Annotated in this window: 19 protein-coding genes; 9 read left to right on the top strand and 10 right to left on the bottom strand. The window is 57.1% G+C overall.

Translation table 11 applies throughout. The features are described 5' to 3' along the window. Positions 1–140: 140 nt before the first annotated feature. From thrC to C5L39_RS04095, 4 genes are read left to right on the top strand one after another with little or no spacing between them, the layout of a single operon-like run. A complete protein-coding gene (gene thrC, locus C5L39_RS04105) occupies positions 141–1589 on the top strand; it encodes a threonine synthase (RefSeq protein WP_123047586.1) in 1449 nt (482 codons plus the stop codon). Positions 1590–1596: 7 nt separating this feature from the next. Further along, the gene (locus C5L39_RS10690) at positions 1597–1758 is read left to right on the top strand and encodes a hypothetical protein (RefSeq protein ID WP_165857966.1); all 162 of its coding nucleotides are present in this window, start codon (positions 1597–1599) and stop codon (positions 1756–1758) included. A gap of 14 nt (positions 1759–1772) precedes the next feature. After that, positions 1773–2651 carry a trypsin-like serine protease gene (locus tag C5L39_RS04100; protein ID WP_123047585.1) on the top strand — a complete coding sequence of 293 codons (879 nt, stop codon included), beginning with the start codon at positions 1773–1775 and terminating at the stop codon, positions 2649–2651. A 41-nt stretch (positions 2652–2692) separates the two neighbouring features. Further along, positions 2693–3223: an NUDIX hydrolase gene (locus C5L39_RS04095; protein WP_123047584.1), complete on the top strand. Its 531-nt coding sequence runs from the start codon at positions 2693–2695 to the stop codon at positions 3221–3223. A 490-nt stretch (positions 3224–3713) separates the two neighbouring features. On the opposite strand, the gene C5L39_RS04085 is transcribed toward C5L39_RS04095, so the two are convergent. Continuing rightward, the gene (locus C5L39_RS04085; RefSeq protein WP_123047582.1) at positions 3714–4082 is read right to left on the bottom strand and encodes a zinc ribbon domain-containing protein YjdM; all 369 of its coding nucleotides are present in this window, start codon (positions 4080–4082) and stop codon (positions 3714–3716) included. 132 nt (positions 4083–4214) lie between these two features. Here C5L39_RS04085 and C5L39_RS04080 point away from each other — a divergent pair, with 132 nt between their 5' ends. The 4 genes from C5L39_RS04080 (at position 4215) to C5L39_RS04065 (ending at position 7756) form a co-directional block, all read left to right on the top strand. Next, positions 4215–5423 (top strand): metal ABC transporter substrate-binding protein, encoded by a 1209-nt coding sequence (locus C5L39_RS04080; RefSeq protein WP_123047581.1) that lies wholly within the window; start codon positions 4215–4217, stop codon positions 5421–5423. 17 nt (positions 5424–5440) lie between these two features. Continuing rightward, positions 5441–6298: a metal ABC transporter permease gene (locus C5L39_RS04075; protein WP_197714711.1), complete on the top strand. Its 858-nt coding sequence runs from the start codon at positions 5441–5443 to the stop codon at positions 6296–6298. Next, positions 6295–7065 (top strand): metal ABC transporter ATP-binding protein, encoded by a 771-nt coding sequence (locus C5L39_RS04070; protein ID WP_123047580.1) that lies wholly within the window; start codon positions 6295–6297, stop codon positions 7063–7065. The genes C5L39_RS04075 and C5L39_RS04070 overlap by 4 nt, the downstream gene beginning before the upstream one ends. Before the next feature lie 142 nt (positions 7066–7207). Then, positions 7208–7756 (top strand): NADPH-dependent FMN reductase, encoded by a 549-nt coding sequence (locus tag C5L39_RS04065; RefSeq protein ID WP_123047579.1) that lies wholly within the window; start codon positions 7208–7210, stop codon positions 7754–7756. Positions 7757–7862: 106 nt separating this feature from the next. On the opposite strand, the gene glnA is transcribed toward C5L39_RS04065, so the two are convergent. Next, the gene (gene glnA / locus C5L39_RS04060; RefSeq protein WP_123047578.1) at positions 7863–9299 is read right to left on the bottom strand and encodes a type I glutamate--ammonia ligase; all 1437 of its coding nucleotides are present in this window, start codon (positions 9297–9299) and stop codon (positions 7863–7865) included. A 155-nt stretch (positions 9300–9454) separates the two neighbouring features. Here glnA and C5L39_RS04055 point away from each other — a divergent pair, with 155 nt between their 5' ends. Further along, positions 9455–9931 (top strand): RDD family protein, encoded by a 477-nt coding sequence (locus C5L39_RS04055; protein ID WP_123047577.1) that lies wholly within the window; start codon positions 9455–9457, stop codon positions 9929–9931. A 16-nt stretch (positions 9932–9947) separates the two neighbouring features. Here the strand turns inward: C5L39_RS04055 and C5L39_RS04050 are convergent, their stop codons facing one another. The 8 genes from C5L39_RS04050 to sucB all read right to left on the bottom strand — a co-directional run. Next, positions 9948–11567: an aspartate:alanine exchanger family transporter gene (locus C5L39_RS04050; RefSeq protein ID WP_123047576.1), complete on the bottom strand. Its 1620-nt coding sequence runs from the start codon at positions 11565–11567 to the stop codon at positions 9948–9950. 92 nt (positions 11568–11659) lie between these two features. Further along, positions 11660–12451: a DUF4191 domain-containing protein gene (locus tag C5L39_RS04045; RefSeq protein WP_123047575.1), complete on the bottom strand. Its 792-nt coding sequence runs from the start codon at positions 12449–12451 to the stop codon at positions 11660–11662. A gap of 33 nt (positions 12452–12484) precedes the next feature. Next, entirely contained in the window at positions 12485–13528 is a 1044-nt protein-coding gene (locus C5L39_RS04040; RefSeq protein WP_123047574.1) for a lipoyl synthase, read from the bottom strand. 45 nt (positions 13529–13573) lie between these two features. Continuing rightward, positions 13574–14350 carry a lipoyl(octanoyl) transferase LipB gene (gene lipB, locus C5L39_RS04035; RefSeq protein WP_123047573.1) on the bottom strand — a complete coding sequence of 259 codons (777 nt, stop codon included), beginning with the start codon at positions 14348–14350 and terminating at the stop codon, positions 13574–13576. 81 nt (positions 14351–14431) lie between these two features. Next, positions 14432–14821 carry a glycine cleavage system protein GcvH gene (gene gcvH / locus C5L39_RS04030; protein WP_123047572.1) on the bottom strand — a complete coding sequence of 130 codons (390 nt, stop codon included), beginning with the start codon at positions 14819–14821 and terminating at the stop codon, positions 14432–14434. A gap of 47 nt (positions 14822–14868) precedes the next feature. Next, positions 14869–15969: a glycine cleavage system aminomethyltransferase GcvT gene (gcvT, locus tag C5L39_RS04025; protein WP_123047571.1), complete on the bottom strand. Its 1101-nt coding sequence runs from the start codon at positions 15967–15969 to the stop codon at positions 14869–14871. Positions 15970–15973: 4 nt separating this feature from the next. Further along, positions 15974–18844: an aminomethyl-transferring glycine dehydrogenase gene (gene gcvP / locus C5L39_RS04020; protein WP_123047570.1), complete on the bottom strand. Its 2871-nt coding sequence runs from the start codon at positions 18842–18844 to the stop codon at positions 15974–15976. 149 nt (positions 18845–18993) lie between these two features. Beyond that, a partial coding sequence (gene sucB / locus C5L39_RS04015) for a 2-oxoglutarate dehydrogenase, E2 component, dihydrolipoamide succinyltransferase (protein WP_123047569.1) occupies positions 18994–20126 on the bottom strand: 1133 nt, incomplete at its 5' end.

Raw genomic sequence — 20126 nt, 5'->3', positions numbered from 1 at the left:
AAAACTGGGCCAATTCAGCATTGGCGTGGGAACACGCTCGGTACCGGCAAATGATACATAAGGTACGGATTGTCGGTAGCCAGGCCTTGGTAGGGGTAGTACGAACCCGTAAAGCATCCAGGCCACGTAAGATTATGCGCGTGAATTACATTTCGACGCGAGATGCCTCCAGTACCCCTGCTACGTTTACCGATATTCTGCTTGGCGGGCTAGCCCCCGATGGTGGTCTCTACTTACCTGCCGAATATCCGCAGTTGAGTGATGAGACTCTGAGCCAGTGGCGCAAGCTACTCGCCGAGCAGGGCTATCCAGCGCTGGCAGCGGAAGTGCTTAAGCTCTTCGTTGATGATATTCCGGCAGCCGACCTTGAAGCTATCGCAGCTCGTGCGTATACCCATCCAAAGTTTGCTGATGAGCAGATCGTTCCGGTGACGGAATTAGAAGAGGGAATCTTCATCGGGCATCTATCTGAGGGGCCTACTGCTGCGTTTAAAGACATGGCCATGCAGTTGCTTGGAGAACTTTTCGAATATGAGTTGGCTCGCCGTGGAGAGACCATCAATATTCTCGGGGCAACCTCTGGAGATACCGGTTCCTCGGCCGAATATGCCATGCGTGGTCGTCGTGGCATCCGTGTATTCATGCTCACTCCGGCTGGTCGGATGACCCCCTTCCAACAAGCGCAAATGTTCGGGCTGGATGATCCCAACATCTTCAACATCGCCCTCGATGGGGTATTTGATGATTGTCAAGACGTGGTGAAGGCGGTATCAGCAGATTCCGCCTTCAAACGAGATAATCGCATCGGTGCGGTTAACTCCATTAACTGGGCACGCCTGATGGCGCAGATTGTCTACTATGTTTCTTCCTGGTTGAAGATCACCGAGTCCAATGATCAGAAGGTCTCTTTCTCCGTGCCCACCGGCAATTTCGGTGACATTTGTGCTGGACATATTGCTCGTCAAATGGGGCTTCCCATTGACCGGCTGATCGTGGCGACTAATGAAAATGATGTCCTCGATGAGTTTTTCCAGACTGGGGACTATCGTCCTCGTACCTCTGCGGAGACCCAAGCCACTTCTTCACCTTCGATGGACATCTCCCGGGCCTCGAATTTCGAGCGTTTCGTGTTCGATTTGCTTGCCCGTGATGCTGAGCGCACTGCTCAGTACTTCGGCATCGATGTTAAACAGGGTGGATTTAGCCTGGCAGACGATGAGTTGTTTTCCGCAGCCACAGACCCAGAGCGCTATGGATTTTCTTCGGGACGATCGACCCATGCAGACCGAGTGGAGACCATCCGTGACTGCTGGGAACGCCTAGGTGCGATGGTTGATCCGCATACCGCTGATGGGATCAAAGTTGCCAGGCAATGGGCGGCACAAACGCAAACGCCGATTGTGTGCCTCGAGACCGCGCTGCCGGTGAAGTTCTCAGAGACTATCGAAGAAGCCACAGGCACTCAGCCGCAGGTACCTGAGCGTTTCAAGGGGATCCTCGATACTGAACGGCATGTCACCTCGCTACCCAACGACGCTGAGGCAGTGAAAGCCTTTATCAGCGATTCCATCCGCAATACTGAGGTTTAAGGACATCATGGGGCAAGAATTCAAGCTCAGCCAGGAGTATTTCAACGAGTTCGACCCAGAGCGGTTTGCCAACCAGATTAAGGAGCAAGCTGCGCGAGATCAGGCTGCACGGGAAGCTGCCGAGACCGCCGAAACAACGGGTACTGACGCATCTGAACAAGCAGACTAGGTTAAGGCCCGCACGTGGATATCGGAATCTGGGCAGGATTGGCGGTGGTGACTGCCGCAGGCGTATCGACGGCCGTTACTCTCGGCGTCGTCAGTCAGGCCAACGATCCGATCTCTACCATCGCCTTAGCGCCCGCACCGGAAACTGAGGTTGTCAACGCTAGTTCCCAGGACTCATGGCGAATGCCGGAAACTAGCCCTTGGGCTCCCGGAACGTCGGTAACTATCACTGCTACCGAGCCAGTGCCAGGGGAGACTATCAGCGTTGGTCATTGCACTGTGGCCTATAGTTTCACCGCTGGGGAACGCGCCTATGCGGTCACTGCTTCACATTGTGGCAGTCCAGGAGATCTCGTCTGGTCTACTAGCGATGAGCTTTCGGTCGATTTTGAAGCGCCGGTGGGAACCTTTAGCTATTCCGACCTCTACTCTCCGGACACCAATCAACTTGATGTCGGGATTATCGAGATTATCAGCCCGGATTATCCAGTATCCGCACCAAATGTTCAGGCAGTAACTCTTGTCGCAGACGAGTTGGTTATCTTGCCGGACGTCATCTGTAAGTACGGAACCACCACCGGGGAGACCTGCGGAAAACCCTTAGACTCAACTGGAGTGGAGCTGCTGACTGATAGCGACGGCGTGGAGCTGCGTGCGGTTGCAGCTACCGCTGAGATGTGTGCTCGTGCCGGGGATTCTGGAGGTCCGGTTTATGCAGACTTGGATGGTCAACGAGTGATCGTGGGCTTGGTCTCTGGCACCAGAGACGCCGCTATTGGCCAAAGCTGTGAGGATACTTCCGCTGGGCCGATGATTTTGTCCTACACGGCAATGCCGGACATTCAGGAAGTCATCGATCGGGTGGTCCCCGATGCTGACTACCGAATTGACTAATGCTTAAGCTGGGTTTTTCCCAGTAAGAAAGGACACCACGCGTGCCAACCCCAGAATTCATCGTTTCTCTCCGAGAAAAGATCGGACATTCACCGTTGTGGCTTCCAGGTGTGACAGCAGTTGTCATGCGTGAGGTACCGCCAGGGGCTCCAATCTGGACCGTGCCGGAAGTGTTGCTAGTTAAGCGCGCAGACAATGGGCAGTGGACCCCAGTTTGTGGGATCTGCGAGCCAGGCGAAGATCCTCAAGAAACTGCTGTCCGAGAGGTGTTAGAAGAGACCGGCATCAATACTCAAGCTGTGGCACTTTTAGGAGTCGGCCAAGTCGGTCCGGTGACGTACCCGAACGGCGACATCGCCTCCTATATGGATACCGCTATGCGTTTATCCGTGGTCGGAGACACCGATCCAATTGTCGGTGATGATGAATCGACGGACGTTGGGTGGTTTGAGATCTCCAAGTTGCCGAAGATTAATCCGCGATTCCGGATGGTTATCTCGGATGCAGCCGCCCAGCTCAAGCACCCTATGGGTTATCGGCCTCGGATGGGTTATCGCAAACGCGAACTCTGATGCGAGCGTAGTGGCTTAGGCGAGGAGTGCGCCTTTTAGGATGTCGGGGCGCAAATTAGCTTTGGTGGAAGAGTTGGTGGAGCTGACCAGGGGAGTCAATGAAGCAGACTGTCTCCCACTCCGGAGGGAGAGTGTCATCGATGACAACGTCAGGCAAATGGGTTCCGCCACAGATGATCACATGCGGTGGGCCAGGCTCACTACCGAGGACTAAGCAGCCCTGAGACGCGAGTTCAAAGAGCAGCTGACATTGCTCAGGATTTGCCGTAATTGAGTGAACTTGGCCGTAGCAGGCGACTGCGCCTTCGCCGAGCCAAGATATCTCGATGGCTGTGGGCTCACCTCCGATTATCGGCAACTGTCCCGAAGGTCCATATAGCAGCGGGTCCTGCCTGCCAGGTTGGAGATGGTGTCGTGCTAAAACCGACCGGAGTGCAGGCAGATCAGCTGGGTGCTCAATCTCGACCAAAGTGAAAAAGAATCTCTGCACTTAGGCTTTCTTAACCACACTGGATTTCAATTGCATCGCGCCGAAGCCGTCAATCTTGCAATCAATGTCATGATCGCCGACTCCTTGTACCAGCCGGATATTCCGAACTTTGGTGCCGGCCTTGATGGGCTGGCTGGCACCCTTGACTTTGAGCGTCTTGGCTACCGTGACGGTGTCGCCATCGTTGAGGATGTTGCCGACTGAGTCTCGAATCTCATCGGCGACGTCTGAACCTTGGTCGCCGGAAGGTTCGTTGATCCACTCGTAGGCACATTCAGGGCACACCAGGTAAGGGTCCATCTCATAGGTGCAGTCTCCACCGCACTCCGGACACGGGGGCAGTAATGGGTTCTCGGTTGCTCTGCTCATGGCTCTCATATTGCCATTGTGGTTGTCGGTGTTTGTAGATTGCCAGGCAATTGGGCTGGCAAAGTCGGACGACTACTGATATTATTGCAAACTGATTTCAATAACATGGTCGTGACTTGAAGGAGTCTCCATATGCGGATCACCGCTATTCTCGGCATTATCGCAGTCAGCAGTCTTACTTTGGGGGCATGTTCATCGGCAGATTCAGATACTGATTCTGTGTCCACTTCTGCGGATGGAACTGTTTCATTGGTGGCTACGACCACTCAGCTGGGCAGTATTTCTGACCAGATTGCTACTTGTGCCGGTGGTGAATCAAGCACCTTGCTTCCCGTCGGTGCGGACCCGCATGACTTTTCTCCTTCATCTGCTCAAGTTGCTGAGATGGTGAATGCTGACTTGGTCATTGCTAACGGTCTGAGCCTTGAAAGTGGACTAGAAGCATCTTTGGATCAAGCTCGTGCTGATGGGGCAGAGGTGCTCGAAGTAGCCCCTGAGATCGATCCTTTGCCTTTCGGCGAGTCTGAAGAAGACCACTCCGACCACGACCACGGCACCGAGGTTGAAGAAGATCACTCCGACCACGACCACGGCACCGAGGTTGAAGAAGATCACTCCGACCACGACCACGAGGCCGAAGCCGGCACCGAGGTTGAAGAAGATCACTCCGATCACGACCACGGCACCGAGGTTGAAGAAGATCACTCCGACCACGACCACGGCACCGAGGTTGAAGAAGATCACTCCGACCACGACCACGGCACCGAGGTTGAAGAAGATCACTCCGATCACGACCACGACCACGACCACGGTGAGTATGATCCCCACTTCTGGTTGGACGCTAGCCGTATGGCTGTTGCCGCAGAGCTCATCGGTCAGCAGGTAGCCGATAGCTCTGGTGATGATACTTGGGCAGATTGTGGCATTGAGGTCCGCGACGAGCTTGATGATCTCAACGCAGAATTGATTGAAACCCTCTCGGTGGTTCCGGAGCAGGATCGCATCTTGGTCACCGACCATGACGCTTTCGGTTACTTCGCTGAGGCTTATGATTTCGACATTATTGGTGTCGTAGTCCCCGGTGGTTCCACTGAGGCTGAGGCTTCCTCCCAGGAACTGGCAGAGCTGGCAGGTGTCATCAGCGAGAGCGGTGTCCCTGCTATCTTCTCCAACACTGCCGTCAATCAGAGCGTGGTAGAAGCACTGGCTGCTGAGGTAGGCGAGGACGTTCAGGTTGTCCCGCTCTATGTCGGTTCGGTCGGGGAAGAAGGCTCCGCTGCAGAGGATTACCAAGGCATGATGCGGGAAAACTCCCGACTCATTGTTGAAGCTCTGACCTAGAAGACTAGATTTAACACGTGATTGATTGGTGGATAGAACCTTTCCTGCTGGGCTTTCAGCAGCGCGCGCTCATCGGTGGGCTCATCGCTGCGGTGATGAGTGCCACGGTTGGCGTCTGGCTGGTCCTGCGGGGAATGAGCTTTTTTGGTGATGCTTTCGTGCACGGAGTGCTGCCTGGCATCGCCGCGGCAGTCGTATTCGACTTCAACCCAATTCTGGGTGCGGCTGTCGCCGCTGCGGTAATGGTGGCCGCGGTGGAAGTGATCCATCGGCACACTGATCTAAAAGAAGATACTGCTATCGGCCTGTTGTTCGTCGGCATGTTGGCCTTGGGCGTGGTGATTATCTCTAAGTCCAGCTCATATACAGGTTCGTTGACAGGGATTCTCTTCGGTGACGCACTGGGAGTGTCGTGGTCTGCTATCCAGCAGCAAGCGGTGCTAGCAGTGGTTGTCATCGTTGGTTCATTATTGCTCTACCGCCCGCTATTGGCGCTGACCTTTTCTTCTGTCAAAGCTGAATCACTTGGGATGCGTCCAGGCCTGACTCATGGCCTGCTGCTCGTGCTTATTGCCACCTCTGTGATTGGTAGCTTTCAAGCGGTGGGCACCATGTTGGTCTTTAGTCTGCTGGTGGCCCCGCCGGCTACCGCAGCACTGGTGGCGCGTTCAATTCCGATGATGATTGTCATCTCCGCGTTTATCGGAGCTATCTCAGTGGTTATTGGTTTGGTCTTGAGCTATCACCTAGGTACTGCTGCTGCTGCCACCATGGCTTTGGTGCCGATTGCGGCGTTCCTGGTAACCATGGAGATTCGCCATATTCGACGCCGTCAGCGGGCGCGAGCTCGTAATGCCGAGGAGGCTGTGGCATGACCGATTCGGTGCAGAATTTTGCAGTAGCCCGGAATTTTACTCTCGCCTATGACGGTAATACCGCCGTGGATTCGTCGGATCTAGATATCCCCGTTGGCAGGCTCACTGCCATTATTGGTCCGAATGGTTCGGGAAAATCTACAGTCCTCCATGCTCTTGCCGGGCTAATTCAAGCACAAAGCGGTAGCTTTCAAGTGCTAGGTGGCAGTCCCGCTGATTCAAAGTCACGGATGAGCTACGTGATGCAATCGGTGGCCTATCCACAGGGCATCCCGTTGTCGGTCAGGGAGATCGTCGGTATGGGCCGTTATCCCTCCCGCGGCTGGTTTGGTCGGTTCGGGGCATCTGATCGCGAGCGTATCGACGCCGTCATGGACCGCCTTGCTGTGACTGATCTGTCGAAGCGACATCTCGATGAGCTCTCTGGGGGACAGCGTCAGCGAGTCTACGTTGCTCAAGGTCTGGCTCAAGATCATGATGTTTTGCTTCTTGATGAGCCGCTGACCGGCTTGGATATCGTCTCTGCGCGGACTATCGATGAGATTATTCACGATGAGACCGATGCTGGGCGAACCGTTGTCCACACCACACATGACCTGGATGAAGCGCGGGCGGCTGATCACGTCGTGTTGATGTCCAACCGGGTAGTCGCTTTTGGTGCTCCGGAGAAGGTGTTGACCGACGCCAACCTTCGAGCTGCTTATAACCTTGGTGGATTGCATGAAACGACCGGTTTGATCGTGGACGATCCGCACCGAGCGTGCTGAATTGTCCGTGGCTGTAGCTAGCCGATTCTAGTCTTCTACGACTGCGCGGTTTGTCAGGTGCCTCTCCGGGGCCTATATTGTTGATGTATCACATAAAGATGAGCGTCAAGACTTCAACAATTGCTGCACCAAGGAGACTGGAATGAAGATCGCCGTATTCGTAGGATCCATCCGTGAGGGAAGAGCTGGCATCGCAGTGGGGGAGTGGGCGCTTGATCAGCTCGCTTCTAGAAACGATGGTCACGATTATGAGCTTCTCGACCTAGCAAAACACGACCTCGTTCCGGTTGCCGGAATCCCGCCACGGATGGTCGAGGGGGAGTACTCTGACCCCAAAACCCAGCAGTGGGCGGAGACCGTCGGTGGCTACGATGCCTTCATTTTCGTGACTTCCGAGCACAACGCTTCGGTACCAGGGTTCATGAAGAACGCCTTCGATCTGCTCTTTAAAGAATGGACCAAAAAGCCGGTTGGCTTCATTGGATATGGTGGTGCTGGCGCTCAGCGAGCAGTGTCGCACTGGCGTGACATTGTCAGCGGTGTCGGCATGATTGCGGTACCAACCCAAGCTGCTTTTAGCTTTGCTGAGCACTTTCCCGCGCGTCAGTTTGTCCCAGGCCAGCAAGGCAAAGAGTGGATCAACATCATGGCAAATGAGCTGGATCGTGAGTTGGCCAAAGTATCTGCTTAACTCTTAAAATTAAGAGAGACAACGAAAAAGCCGCCCATCCCGAAAGGGAGTGGGCGGCTTTTGTTACTTCAAGCGAGCTGAGGAAGCCTCGAGTGAAGCGGACTGATTAGCAGTCGTAGTACATTTCGAACTCGAGCGGGGTCGGGCGCAGACGGCTCGGGGTGATCTCGTTGTCGTGCTTGATCCGAACGTAAGCCTCGATGAGATCCTCGGTGAAGACATCGCCTTCGGTCAGGAACTCGGAGTCTTCCTGCAGTGCAGCCAGGGAAGCTTCCAAGGAAACCGGTGCCTGCGGGATGGAGGCAGCCTCCTCCGGCGGGAGCTCGTAGAGGTCCTTGTCCACCGGTGCGTGCGGCTCGATGCGGTTCTTGATGCCGTCGATACCGGCAAGCATCATGGCAGCGAAGCCGAAGTACGGGTTACCTGAGGGGTCCGGTGCGCGGAACTCGATGCGCTTGGCCTTCGGGTTAGCGCCGGTGATCGGGATACGCACAGCGGCCGAGCGGTTACGCTGCGAGTAAACCAGGTTGATCGGGGCTTCGAAGCCGGGGACCAGGCGGTGGTAGGAGTTCAGCGTCGGGTTGGTGAACGCCAAGACAGCGCCGGCGTGGTGCAGGATGCCGCCGATGTAGTAGCGAGCCATGTCCGAGAGGCCAGCGTAGCCGGACTCATCGTGGAATAGCGGCTTGCCGTCCTTCCACAGGGACTGGTGGGCGTGCATGCCCGAACCGTTGTCGCCTGCGAGGGGCTTGGGCATGAAAGTCGCGGTCTTGCCGTGAGCGACTGCCGTGTTCTTAACGATGTACTTGAAGGACTGCAGATCATCAGCAGCGTGCAGCAGGGTATTGAACTTGTAGTTGATTTCCTGCTGGCCGCCGGTGCCCACCTCGTGGTGGAAGCGCTCGATGTCGAAGCCCGAGTTAGCCAGGTGGCGAGCCATCGCGTCGCGGGTCTCGACGGTGCCGTCATACGGCGGGACCGGGAAGTAGCCGCCCTTCATGCGGGTCTTGTAACCCAAGTTGGGGGTGCCATCGACGTTGGTTGCGGAACCACGGTTCCACCAGCCTTCGTCCGAGTCGACCTCGTAGAAGCCAGCGTTGGTTTCTGCGGAGTAGCGAACGGAGTCGAAGAGGTAGAACTCAGCCTCGGCGCCGAAGAAGCAAGTGTCAGCGATGCCGGTGGAGGTCAGGTACTCCTCCGCCTTGCGGGCAACGTTGCGGGGGTCACGAGAGAAAGGCTCGCGGGTGAAGGGGTCGTGAACGAAGAACTTAATGTTCAGCGTCTTGGCCTTGCGGAAGGGATCAAGCTTCGCAGTTGCAATATCCGGCAGGAGGTTCATGTCGGATTCTTCGATGGTGGTGAACCCACGGATTGATGATCCGTCAAACGCCAGACCCTCTTCGGCAGCCTCCTCATCGAACATTGCGGCGGGGATGGTGAAGTGCTGCTCGATGCCGGGTACGTCAGTGAATCGGATGTCGACGAACTCAACATCCTCGTCTTTAATGAATTTGACTACTTCGGCGATGGACTGGAAGGCCATGGTCGCTCCTAGTGGGTTTGGCAAGTAGGTCGGACAATAACCCATTCTACATCGGGTCTAGAATTAATATTAGTCGATCGACAGAATCAATTGCCACTTGAGGTAGTCTGCGAGTCGACTCTGGAGCAGTCAGTGCCCCCGCTAGGCTGTCTGGCATGGCTTCCTCTAAGCGCAGCTGGCTCGACGGCCCGCAGATCCCCGGTGAACATGACGATGAACTATCCCCCGGCAGGTGGCCTGGAGAAAAGTTGGGGCTACCGGCCTCTGGCCCAAACTCCCTAGCCACCGTGGCTAGGCGTGCCGGGGGAGTGACCATTGACTGGGTCATGAGCTGGATGGCTGCCATCGCCTTCGTTCAGGTTACCGATGTCTTGGGTTCGACCCCGACGGTGACGCTTATTTTTTGGGCAATTCTTGGCATCGTCACAGGTTGGCTATTTTCCCGGACTCCGGGCCATATGCTGCTAGGCATGGGCATTGCCAGGGTCGATGTTGGTGGCGCCAAAGTGGGGCTGCGTCGCGCAATCGTACGTACGTTGCTGACCGCCTTTATTCTCCCAGCAGCAATGGTTGATGCTGATGGTCGAGGTTTGCACGATCGCGCTACCGGTACGGCCGTGATTCGCGGTTAATGACGGCCGATGGGCGCTAAATCAGCATGAATAGGAGTAACTGTGCGGCAATGATCTTGGCCACCATCGACACCGGATATACCGATGTGTAGCCCATTGACGGCAGCTCGTTTTTGGTTAGGTCCGAGACGTAGCTAAGGACCGCCGGATGGGTCTGCATTCCGGCGAGAATACCTGCGGTTTCTCCGAATGAGAGTTTCATCACTTTATGTCCAACGAACAAGACAAGAACCGAAATTAGGGCCGTAATCATGGCACCAACACCGATGATGGTCAGTGAAGCTGGATCTGAGAGCGCCTGACGAAAGCCTGCTCCAGCAGTGGTGCCAATGGCTGCAAGGAAGAGCGTGATGCCGATTTGGCGCAATGCCAAGTTTGCGCCATAAGGAATCTGCCAGACAATCGGTCCGGTCCGTCCCAATGCGCCAAGAATCAGTGCGACGACCAATGGGCCGCCCGCGCTACCAAGTTTGAGGTCGGAGCCACCAGGTAGGGGAATCGCGATCATGCCGATGGCCACACCAATGGTCATACCGGCGATCAGTGGCAGCAGGTTGACATCAGATAGTCGGCGGTAGGAGTCGCCGAAGAGTCGGGTGACCTTGCCCATTCGGTTATGCGCTGCCACCACTCGTACTCGGTCGCCGAGCTGAAGAATGGTATCGCCGGTAACCACGGAGTCGTGATCTCCACGACGCACTCGAGTGATCAGCATGCCGGAGAGCTGGGGGCGCAATTTCGCCAGCGGGATGCCGACCAGATCATTGTTGGAGACGAAAATGCGCCGGTAGTCCAGCTCGTGGCCGTGGAAGGGATCGCCGGGTAGTGCCTCACCGATGAGCTCGGCGGCTCGGTCCAGTTCTTCTTCAGTGCCGACCACCGAGAGGATATCTCCTCGCTGGGCCCACGCACCGGTACCCGGTAGTCGCTGCTCACCGTCACGCTCTAGGCGCGAGATGATGACCTGCAGGTCTAGTTCTTCTGGCAAGGAGGCCAGTGCATGCAGATCATCCCGGTCCACTCGGATGCGCCGAGTGTAGAGCTCGTGGACGGCCACCCCGTGGTCTTCAGCTTCCTTGAGGTGATCGACTCGGAAGATCTTAGCGCCTACCGCAATGGTCACAATCACGATGAATACGCCCAGCGGGTAGGTCAGGGAATAGGCCACCAGCGGCAATGATTCATATTCCGGCAGTAATGCCGGATCCTCAATGAGGGAAGGCAGTGCATCAACGACCGCAGCCATAGCCGGGGTATTGGTTAGCGCGCCGGTAAATAGTCCAGCGCCGGAAACCCCATCGATGGAAAAAAGCCGGATGAGACCGAAGCTAGAAATGGTGACCACGGTGAATATACCAATGGCCAAGATATTGTTGCGCAGCCCCTTTGAGCGGAAGGTAGCGAAGAAATCATGGCCTGCTTCCAGCCCGATCGTGTAGACGAATAGGGATAGTCCAACGAGGTAGATCAGTGGCGGGATCTGAATATTTGGCTCGAATGCGGCCATCACCAGACCCACGAAAAGGACTGCGGCTACACCCAGCTGGAAGCCGAAGATCCGAATACGGCCAAGAAGCAAACCCAACGCCATAATGACGAGAAGGGCCAGTAGGGGGTTCTCCACGAAAATGTTCACGGCTATTATCGTGCCAGACTAAGCCCAAATAAGCAGAACACCCTGCGTTGCCCGAAGCCCGGGAAACACAGGGTGTTAGAGAAATGGTAGAGCTACTCGGCGCCACCCTTGCGCTTATTAGCACGCTTCATACGGCGGTTCATTCCAGCCATATTGGCACCCTTGGGCATCGGTCCTTTGGGCATGCCAGCACCTGGAGCAGTGGAGCCAATACGGTCCATCGCTTCGATTTTGGCGTTGATGCTGTAGACATCATTCTTCTTGTAGTTTCGCGGGAACTTCAGCATCGTACGCTGGAGCTTTTTCAACGTAACTTGGTCTTCGCCTTCACCGACGAGGATTTCATAAACCGGGATATCCCCAGCTAGCCGGTTAAGTTTCTTTCGCACCTGAGCCATCATCGGCTTGACACGGTGCGGGGCGCCTTCGCCAACGAGGACGATACCTGGGTTTCCGACCACCCGATGGACAGTATCCATTTGAGTGTTTGCTGCCACTGCGGTCTTGGTGTGCCAAACAACACCAACGGTGTTGCGCATGTTCTCCAGCGTCCAGCCAGCCGCACCCGGAGTGTCTCCCATCCGGTCATACATCGAGCTTTGCAGTCGCGATGAGAAGATGTACATTGCCAGCGCTAGGCCTACAGTCATGCCGATCGACAGCATGAGCCATTGGCCATTAAAGAGCAGACCTATGAGGAAAAACACCAAGCCCAAGCCGAGGATAGCCAGCAGCATCAACGGGATGAGCTTTTTATCCTGCTTGCGCTGGAGGTTGAAGGCCTGCCAGAACTGGCGCCAGCTCTGACTGAATTTGGACCGCTTGGCGGCCCTATTCTCCGACTTTGCGGCCTTGGCGGCCGCCTTCTGCTTCGCATCTGCCATGGTAACTACTCTAGGCGAGCCACCCGCGCGCGCCTAACGTGAGGTAACTGTGGTCTCCTGCGAGGGGCCATACTTAGCCAGCAACGTGGTGGCTTCCTGGTCCGTGCTGCCTTGGAAGGCCTCTGCCAAGTGGTGGAGATTATCTGGAATTTCCAGCCCGCGGAAGTTCATCGCCTCGGCATAGAGCTTGCCTGCGCGGTAGGAAGAACGCACCAGCGGCCCGGACATCACGGCACCAAATCCGATCTCGCGGGCGAAGTCGGAATGAGCAACGAATTCTTCTGGGCGGACCCAACGATCGATGGGGTGGTACATCGGACCGGGACGAAGATACTGGGTAATGGTGATGATGTCGCAGCCAGCAGACTGCAGATCGACTAAGGCCTCACGGATTTCCTCCGGAGTTTCTCCCATACCGAGAATGAGGTTCGACTTGGTGATTAGACCGAAGTCACGTGCTTGGCGGATGACATCGAGGCTTCGTTCGTAACGGAAAGCCGGGCGGATGCGTTTAAAAATTCGCGGCACGGTCTCAAGGTTATGTGCGAAGACCTCGGGACGAGATTCGAAGACCTCAGCCAACAGTTCCGGGCGACCGGAGAAATCAGGGACGAGGTTTTCTACCCCGGTGTGGGGGTTGAGCTCGTGGATCTGGCGCACTACCTCGGCATAGAGCCAGGCACCTTCATCGTCCAAGTCATCGCGGGTAACCCCAGTGATGGTGGAGTAATTTAGCTCCATCTCACGAACCGACTCGGCGACTCGGCGAGGTTCGCCAACATCCAAGGGTTCGGGTTTCGCAGAGTTGATCTGGCAGAAATCGCAGCGGCGGGAGCAATTAGCACCACCGATCAAAAAGGTTGCCTCCCGTGATTCCCAACACTCATGAATATTGGGACAGCCAGCCTCCTGACACACGGTATGTAGCGATGCGCCAGCGACGCGTTGCTTCATATCCTCGTATTGAGGACCGGTCTTGACCGCGTTGCGAATCCACCGGGGTTTAGTCTCGATTGGAGTCTGCGCATTGCGCTTTTCCACTCGAAGTAGCTTGCGTCCTTCAGGGGCGATAGTCACCAGATCACTCTACGTGGAAACTAAATTCGCCGTGAAATTCACGTGTTATTTTCGGGTCCGAGACTTGTTCGGATCGGGGGCACTGCCGAAACTATGGTCGGCGACGGTAAGTCGCCCAGAAAGGGCAGCATCGAGGGCGTCGATAAGCGGATCGATCATCTCTCCCACCTGGATTTCACGGCCCAATTCGAGGCTCAGCGTGGTGACATCGGCGTCATCGATGCCACAGGCAACGATGTGCTCGTAGTAATCGAGGGTGTTGTTGCAGTTGAGACTCATCCCGTGCATGGTCACCCCACGGGTGATTCGGATTCCCAAGGCAGCGACTTTGCGATCGCGTACAGATGCAGATGGATCAGCCGCCTGTGTGCTCGCGGGCACCCACACTCCAGAACGCCCATCGATCCGGCCCGCGGTGGTTGCGCCAATGTGGCGGACGGTGTGAATAGCCGCTTCTTCTAAGCGTCGGACGTAATCGACAACATCGATGGGTTCAGCGAGCTTAATGATGGGGTAAACCACCAATTGGCCTGGGCCATGCCAGGTGATCCGACCTCCTCGGTTGACCTCGATGATCGGAAGCCCATCAGTGGGATGATCGCCCGGTTGAGTGCGCTTTCCCGCGGTATAGACACTGGGATGCTCGAGCACCAACACCGTATCGCCGATCTCGTCGGCTGCACGCTGCTGAGCCAACTCGCTTTGGAGCTCCCAAGCCTTGAGATAGTCGACATTGCCTAGCCTACGGATTTCTAATGGAGTATCCGCATCAGCGCGGATGGCTAAGTGGGCGGGGAAGAAAGGCTCGCGAGGTGCAGTCATGATGTAGTCGAGAATACTAGCGAGCCTAAAGACCGCGAAAACCCCGGCCGATTGTCTCGGCCGGGGTATGGGGTAGAAAAACTAGATGCCGTTGGCAGCTGAATACTCAGCTGCGCTCATCAGCGGACCTGCTTCGTCGACCTCGATCTGGAAGAGCCAGCCTTCACCGAAGGGATCAGAGTTGATCACGGCGTAGTCATCGTGGACTGCGTCGTTGACCGCGGTGACGGTACCGGTAACTGGGGAGTAGAGATCGGAGACCGATTTAGTGGATTCGACCTCACCACAGGTATCGCCGGCGGTGACAGTATCGCCGACCTCGGGAAGCTCAGCGAAGACAACCTCGCCGAGGCGATCAGTGGCCACGGAAGTGATGCCCATCTTGACGGTGGTTCCGGCGGCTACGTCAGTGGGTGCATCGATCCACTCGTGGTCTTCGGAATAAGAGAAGTTCTCGGGAAGGTTTGCCATTGTCAGGGTGCTCCTTGCAGAAGTGATGGTGTGACAGGTTTTTAATACTAGCGCTTAGAGCGCTGGTAGAAGGGGGTATCAACGACGGTGAACGGATGGCGCTTGCCGCGGATGTCCACCTCTAGTTCGGTTCCGGTAGCTATGTCGCCTGCCAGTAGTGCAAGCGCGATGGGGTAGCCAAGTGAAGGCGAAGGCTGACCTGAGGTGACCTGGCCAAGCAGCTGCTCACCGCGGTAGACCTGTGCGCCCCCACGGGCAGCTCGCCGGCCCTTGCCCACCAATCCGACGATTCGGGCGCCGGGTTCACGGCCCACTAGCGGCTCACGGCCAACGAAGTCCGCTACCTTCTTCTTGAAGGCCATGCCCATGCCTGCCTCGACCGGGGTGATCTCGGTGCTCAGCTCATTGCCATAGAGCGGCATGCCAGCTTCCAAGCGGAGGGAATCACGGGCAGCCAAGCCAGCGGGTAGCAGATCGAATTCTTGCCCCGCCTTAAGCAATGCATCCCACAGTGCGGGGGCATCAGCATTGGGGACGTAGAGCTCGAAGCCGTCCTCGCCGGTGTATCCAGTTCGCGCCAGCAGAGCGGGAATACCGGCCACAGTCACTGGATCAGCTGCGTAGTAGCGCATGGACCTAGCGGTCTCAACGTCTTCCACAGCAGTCAAGGCGGCGACGATCTCTTCCGCATTGGGCCCTTGTACCGCGATCAACGCGGTGTCAAGAGACTCATTGACCAACTCGACGTCGAAATCGGCTGCGCGCTCGAGGAATTTCTCCCAGACGATATCGGTGTTGCCAGCATTGGGCACCACCAGATATTCCTCATCTGCCAGACGATAGGAGATCAGGTCATCGAGGATGCCTCCATCGGCACCGACGATCATCGAATACTTAGCCTTGCCCACCGGGATAGTCGAGAGCGTGGAGATCAGCGTGTAATCAAGGAACGCACCTGCATCAGGGCCGCTGACGCGGATTTCGCCCATGTGGGAAAGATCGAATAAACCAGCAGAGGCGCGCACCGCACGATGCTCATCGAGCTCATTGCCATATTTCAGCGGCATGGTCCATGCGCCGAAAGGAGTGAAGGTGGCGCCGAGTGCGTCATGGCGGCTGTGCAGCGGGCTTTCGCGTAGCTCGGTCATGGTCTTAGTTCTCCTCGGTGTCGTGGATATCGAAGGCTTCTGGGGGAGGGCAGGAACAAACGAAGTTGCGGTCGCCGAAGGCCTCATCGAGGCGGCGCACCGGCGGGAAGTACTTCACTCGGCGCTGACCCGGAACCGGCCACGCTGCCTGCTCGCGGGTAAACGCATAATCCCACTTGTCGTTGGAAACGGAGAACGCATTGAAGGGGGCATTGTGCAGGACGGAGCTCTGGTAATCAATGCGACCGTCGATAATCTCTTGGATTTCGGCGCGCACGCCACGCATCGCCTCGATGAACCGGTCTAGCTCAGCCAAGTCCTCGGACTCAGTGGGCTCGACCATCAAGGTGCCCGATACCGGGAACGCGAGGGTAGGAGCGTGGAAGCCATAATCGATCAGACGCTTGGCCACATCAGCGGCGGTAACTCCGGACTGAGCCGTCAGTTCGCGCAAATCGAGGATGCACTCATGGGCCACCAGACCATGGGCACCGGTGTAGAGCACCGGGAAGGAATCCGTGAGCTCAGCAGCAAGGTAGTTTGCCCCGAGAATGGCATTGGCTGAAGCCCTAGCCAGTCCCTCAGAACCCATCATCGCGATATAGCCCCACGAGATTGGTAGCACTCCGGCAGAGCCAAACTTCGACGAAGAAATCGGGACTCCGGTGCCGGTGGTGGCAGGCTGGCTGGGGTCGGTGGCCAAGGGGTTGGTCGGTAGGAAGGGGACCAAGTGCTCGGCCACTGCGACCGGACCCACACCTGGGCCGCCACCGCCGTGGGGGATGGTGAAAGTCTTGTGCAGGTTCAGGTGCGAGACATCGCCGCCGAACGCGCCGGGCTGAGCGAGACCGGTGAGGGCGTTCATATTCGCACCGTCGATGTAGACCTGGCCGCCGATCGCGTGGACCTTCTCACAAACAGTGCGGACAGTGTCTTCAAACACGCCGTGGGTGGAGGGGTAGGTAATCATGATCGCGGCGACGTTGCGACCGTACTTCTCCAGCTTGGCATCGAGGTCATCCAGATTGATCGAACCGTCCTCGGCAGTGGCCACCACGACCACGCGCAGCTTCGCCAGAGTGGCCGAGGCCGCGTTGGTGCCATGGGCAGAAGCCGGTACCAGACAGATATCGCGATCGAGATCATTGTTGGAGACATGGTAGCGACGGATAGCCAGCAGACCCGCCAGCTCACCCTGGGAACCGGCATTGGGCTGTACAGAGACCTTGGCGTAGCCGGTCACCGAAGCCAACCAGCCTTCTAGCTCCTCGATCAATTCGATCCAGCCACGTGCCTGATCATCGGGTGCGAAGGGGTGAATATTGGCAAATTCCGGCCACGTAATGGTCTCCATACCCGCGGTCGGATTGAGCTTCATCGTGCAAGAGCCCAGCGGAATCATCGTTCTATCGAGCGCGAGATCTTTGTCCGAAAGAGTGCGCAGGTAGCGCATCATCTGGGTCTCGGAGTGAATCGAGTCGAATATCGGATGGGTCAGCGTCTCGGTGGTGCGCACCAACGCTTTCGGGATAGCCGAGGATCCTTCGCTCGGCGCCGCGGTGGAAAAAGCTGCCGCGAGCTTAGCGACGTCGTCCTTCGTCGCCGATTCGCCGAAGGACACACCCACGGTGTTGCCATCGATGGGACGTACTAGGTATCCAGCTTCCGCCAACTTATCGACGCTCGCCTGCGCCCCACCTTTGACCCGCACCGCGACGGTATCGAAGAAGCCCTCGTGGACAACTTCAACCCCACCGCTGCGGAGGGTGGCGGCGAAATCGGTAGCCAGGCCGTGGATTCGCTCGGCGATGAGCTTCAGTCCTGCCGGGCCGTGATAGACGGCATACATGGAGGCGGTTACTGCCAAAAGCGCCTGAGCGGTACAGATATTGGACGTCGCCTTCTCACGGCGAATGTGCTGCTCGCGAGTTTGCAAAGCCAGCCGATAAGCAGGAGTGCCATCGGCGTCCACGGATACGCCGACCAAGCGTCCGGGCATTTGCCGCTTGAGAGCATCGGTGACGGCCATGAAAGCAGCGTGCGGTCCGCCGTAGAACAACGGAACGCCGAACCGCTGTGAGTTACCCACCGTGATGTCCGCGCCCAGTTCACCGGGAGATTCAATGAGAAACAGTGCCAGCGGATCGGTGACCACCGTGGCTAGACCGCCACGGGAATGGATGGCCTCAATCACCCCACGCGGGTCGGTGATATCGCCTTCGGTGCCGGGGTAGGCGATAACCACACCGCAGAGATCCTCGCCGACGAGGTTCTCGGTCAAAGAGGTGATCTCGACCTCAAGATCGATGGCGCGAGCTCGCTCGGAGGCCACAGCTAACACCTGTGGGTGCAGGCGGGCGTCGAGAATGACCCGACGACCCTTCTTCTTCGCCCGCGACATCAGCCCGATCGACTCCGCGACCGCTGAAGCCTCATCCAAAAGGGAAGCATTGGCAACCGGAAGGCCAGTCAGCTCGGAGATCATGGTCTGGAAATTCAGCAGGGCTTCCAGCCGACCCTGGGAAATCTCCGGCTGGTAGGGGGTATAGGCGGTGTACCAACCCGGATCTTCGACGACACCACGGCGGATGACCGGCGGGGTGATGGTATCGGAATAGCCTTGGCCGTAGAAGGCCTTAAGCACGACGTTTTTCTCGGCGTAGGAGCGCAGTACAGCCTGGGCTTCGGTTTCCGATAGAGCCTCGCCAACCTCCGGAGTGCTCGGCACGCGGATATCGGCGGGGATGGCGGCGTCGACAAACTCATTGATCGATGAGTAGCCGAGCCGATTGAGCATGACCTGCTCCTCGGCGGAATCAGGGCCCAAGTGGCGGGCCAGGTAGGAAGCAGTATCAGTAACCGGGGGGAGAGTCATTCGGGTTGAGCTCCTTGCAGACATCATGAGATATGGAAAGATCTGGCTGCCATTGATTATATGGCTAGTCTCGCCAGCCTAGGTAGATATGACGAAACCGCCACCCAGCAGAAGCCGGATGGCGGTGAAGTCAGAAGCGCTCTAGTGCCCTAGAGTTCCAGATCAGACTTGAAATCAGCCGTCTGGAGACGATCCTTGATGGTGGTGATGAAGCGGCCTGCATCAGCACCATCGACGACCTGGTGGTCGTAGGTGAAGGGCAGGTAGACCATCTGACGGATCGCAATGGAGTCCACGCCGTCATCGGTGACAACGACCGGGCGCTTCTCGATGGCCGCGGTACCCAGAATGCCAGCCTGCGGCGGGGTCAGAACCGGGGTATCCAGCAGTGCACCTTCAGAGCCGATGTTGGTCACCGTGAAGGTACCTCCGGAGAGATCATCCGGGCGCAGCTTACGAGTACGCGCACGCTCGGCCAGGGCAACGATCTCCTGAGCGATCTCCGGCAGCGTCTTGCTTCCGGCATCCTTGATAACCGGAACCAGCAGGCCCTGTGGGGTATCCACAGCGACACCGATGTTGGCCTTCGCATGGAAGGTCATTTCCTTGGTCTCTGCGTTATAAGACGCATTGACGTTCGGGTGAGAGACCAGAGCCTCGGCGACTGCCTTGATGAAGAACGGCAGGTAGGTCAGGTTCACACCATGCTTGCTCTGGAACGCAGCCTTGTTGGACTTGCGCAGCTCCGCGACCCGAGTCATATCGACTTCTTGGACGTGAGTCAGCTGTGCAGAGGTTTGCAGTGACTCGACCATCTTCTTTGCGGTGATCTCGCGGATACGGTTGACCTTCTGGGTCGTACCGATCAGCTCAGCCTTGGCCGGGTCGACAGACTTGGTCGACCAGTTGGAGTGCTCAGCCTTCGGAGCTTCCTTGGTTTCAGCGCCACCCTCGGCAGCAGCCAAAATGTCCTGCTTGCGGATTCGGCCACCAACTCCGGTGCCTTCAACCGTGGACAGATCGATGCCGTGCTTGTCAGCAAGCTTGCGGACCAGCGGAGTCACATACGGGACGTTGTCGTTGTTGGACTTGGACTCGGCCTTCTTGGCCGGCTCAGCCTTCGGTTCCGGCTTGGGTTCCGGCTTGGACTCGGTCTTCTTAGCCGGCTCAGCCTTTGGCTCTGGCTTGGGTTCCGGCTTGGGCTCGGCCTTCTTGGCCGGCTCAGCCTTCTTCGGGGCTCCGGAACCGATGCGGGCGATAGCGGCGCCGACGTCGACGGTGT

Source organism: Corynebacterium alimapuense, from assembly GCF_003716585.1.
In the GTDB taxonomy this organism is placed as follows: Bacteria; Actinomycetota; Actinomycetes; order Mycobacteriales; family Mycobacteriaceae; genus Corynebacterium; species Corynebacterium alimapuense.
This window is presented reverse-complemented; position numbering and strand designations above follow the sequence as displayed.

Excerpts from the sequence above, each read along its gene's own strand:
- glnA (WP_123047578.1), bottom strand. The coding sequence starts at position 9,299 with ATGGCCTTCCAGTCCATCGCCGAAGTAGTCAAATTCATTAAAGACGAG.
- gcvT (WP_123047571.1), bottom strand. The coding sequence starts at position 15,969 with ATGACCGAGCTACGCGAAAGCCCGCTGCACAGCCGCCATGACGCACTC.
- C5L39_RS04070 (WP_123047580.1), top strand. The coding sequence starts at position 6,295 with ATGACCGATTCGGTGCAGAATTTTGCAGTAGCCCGGAATTTTACTCTC.
- C5L39_RS04055 (WP_123047577.1), top strand. The coding sequence starts at position 9,455 with ATGGCTTCCTCTAAGCGCAGCTGGCTCGACGGCCCGCAGATCCCCGGT.
- gcvH (WP_123047572.1), bottom strand. The coding sequence starts at position 14,821 with ATGGCAAACCTTCCCGAGAACTTCTCTTATTCCGAAGACCACGAGTGG.
- C5L39_RS04045 (WP_123047575.1), bottom strand. The coding sequence starts at position 12,451 with ATGGCAGATGCGAAGCAGAAGGCGGCCGCCAAGGCCGCAAAGTCGGAG.
- C5L39_RS10690 (WP_165857966.1), top strand. The coding sequence starts at position 1,597 with ATGGGGCAAGAATTCAAGCTCAGCCAGGAGTATTTCAACGAGTTCGAC.
- gcvP (WP_123047570.1), bottom strand. The coding sequence starts at position 18,844 with ATGACTCTCCCCCCGGTTACTGATACTGCTTCCTACCTGGCCCGCCAC.
- lipB (WP_123047573.1), bottom strand. The coding sequence starts at position 14,350 with ATGACTGCACCTCGCGAGCCTTTCTTCCCCGCCCACTTAGCCATCCGC.
- C5L39_RS04085 (WP_123047582.1), bottom strand. The coding sequence starts at position 4,082 with ATGAGCAGAGCAACCGAGAACCCATTACTGCCCCCGTGTCCGGAGTGC.
- C5L39_RS04080 (WP_123047581.1), top strand. The coding sequence starts at position 4,215 with ATGCGGATCACCGCTATTCTCGGCATTATCGCAGTCAGCAGTCTTACT.
- C5L39_RS04065 (WP_123047579.1), top strand. The coding sequence starts at position 7,208 with ATGAAGATCGCCGTATTCGTAGGATCCATCCGTGAGGGAAGAGCTGGC.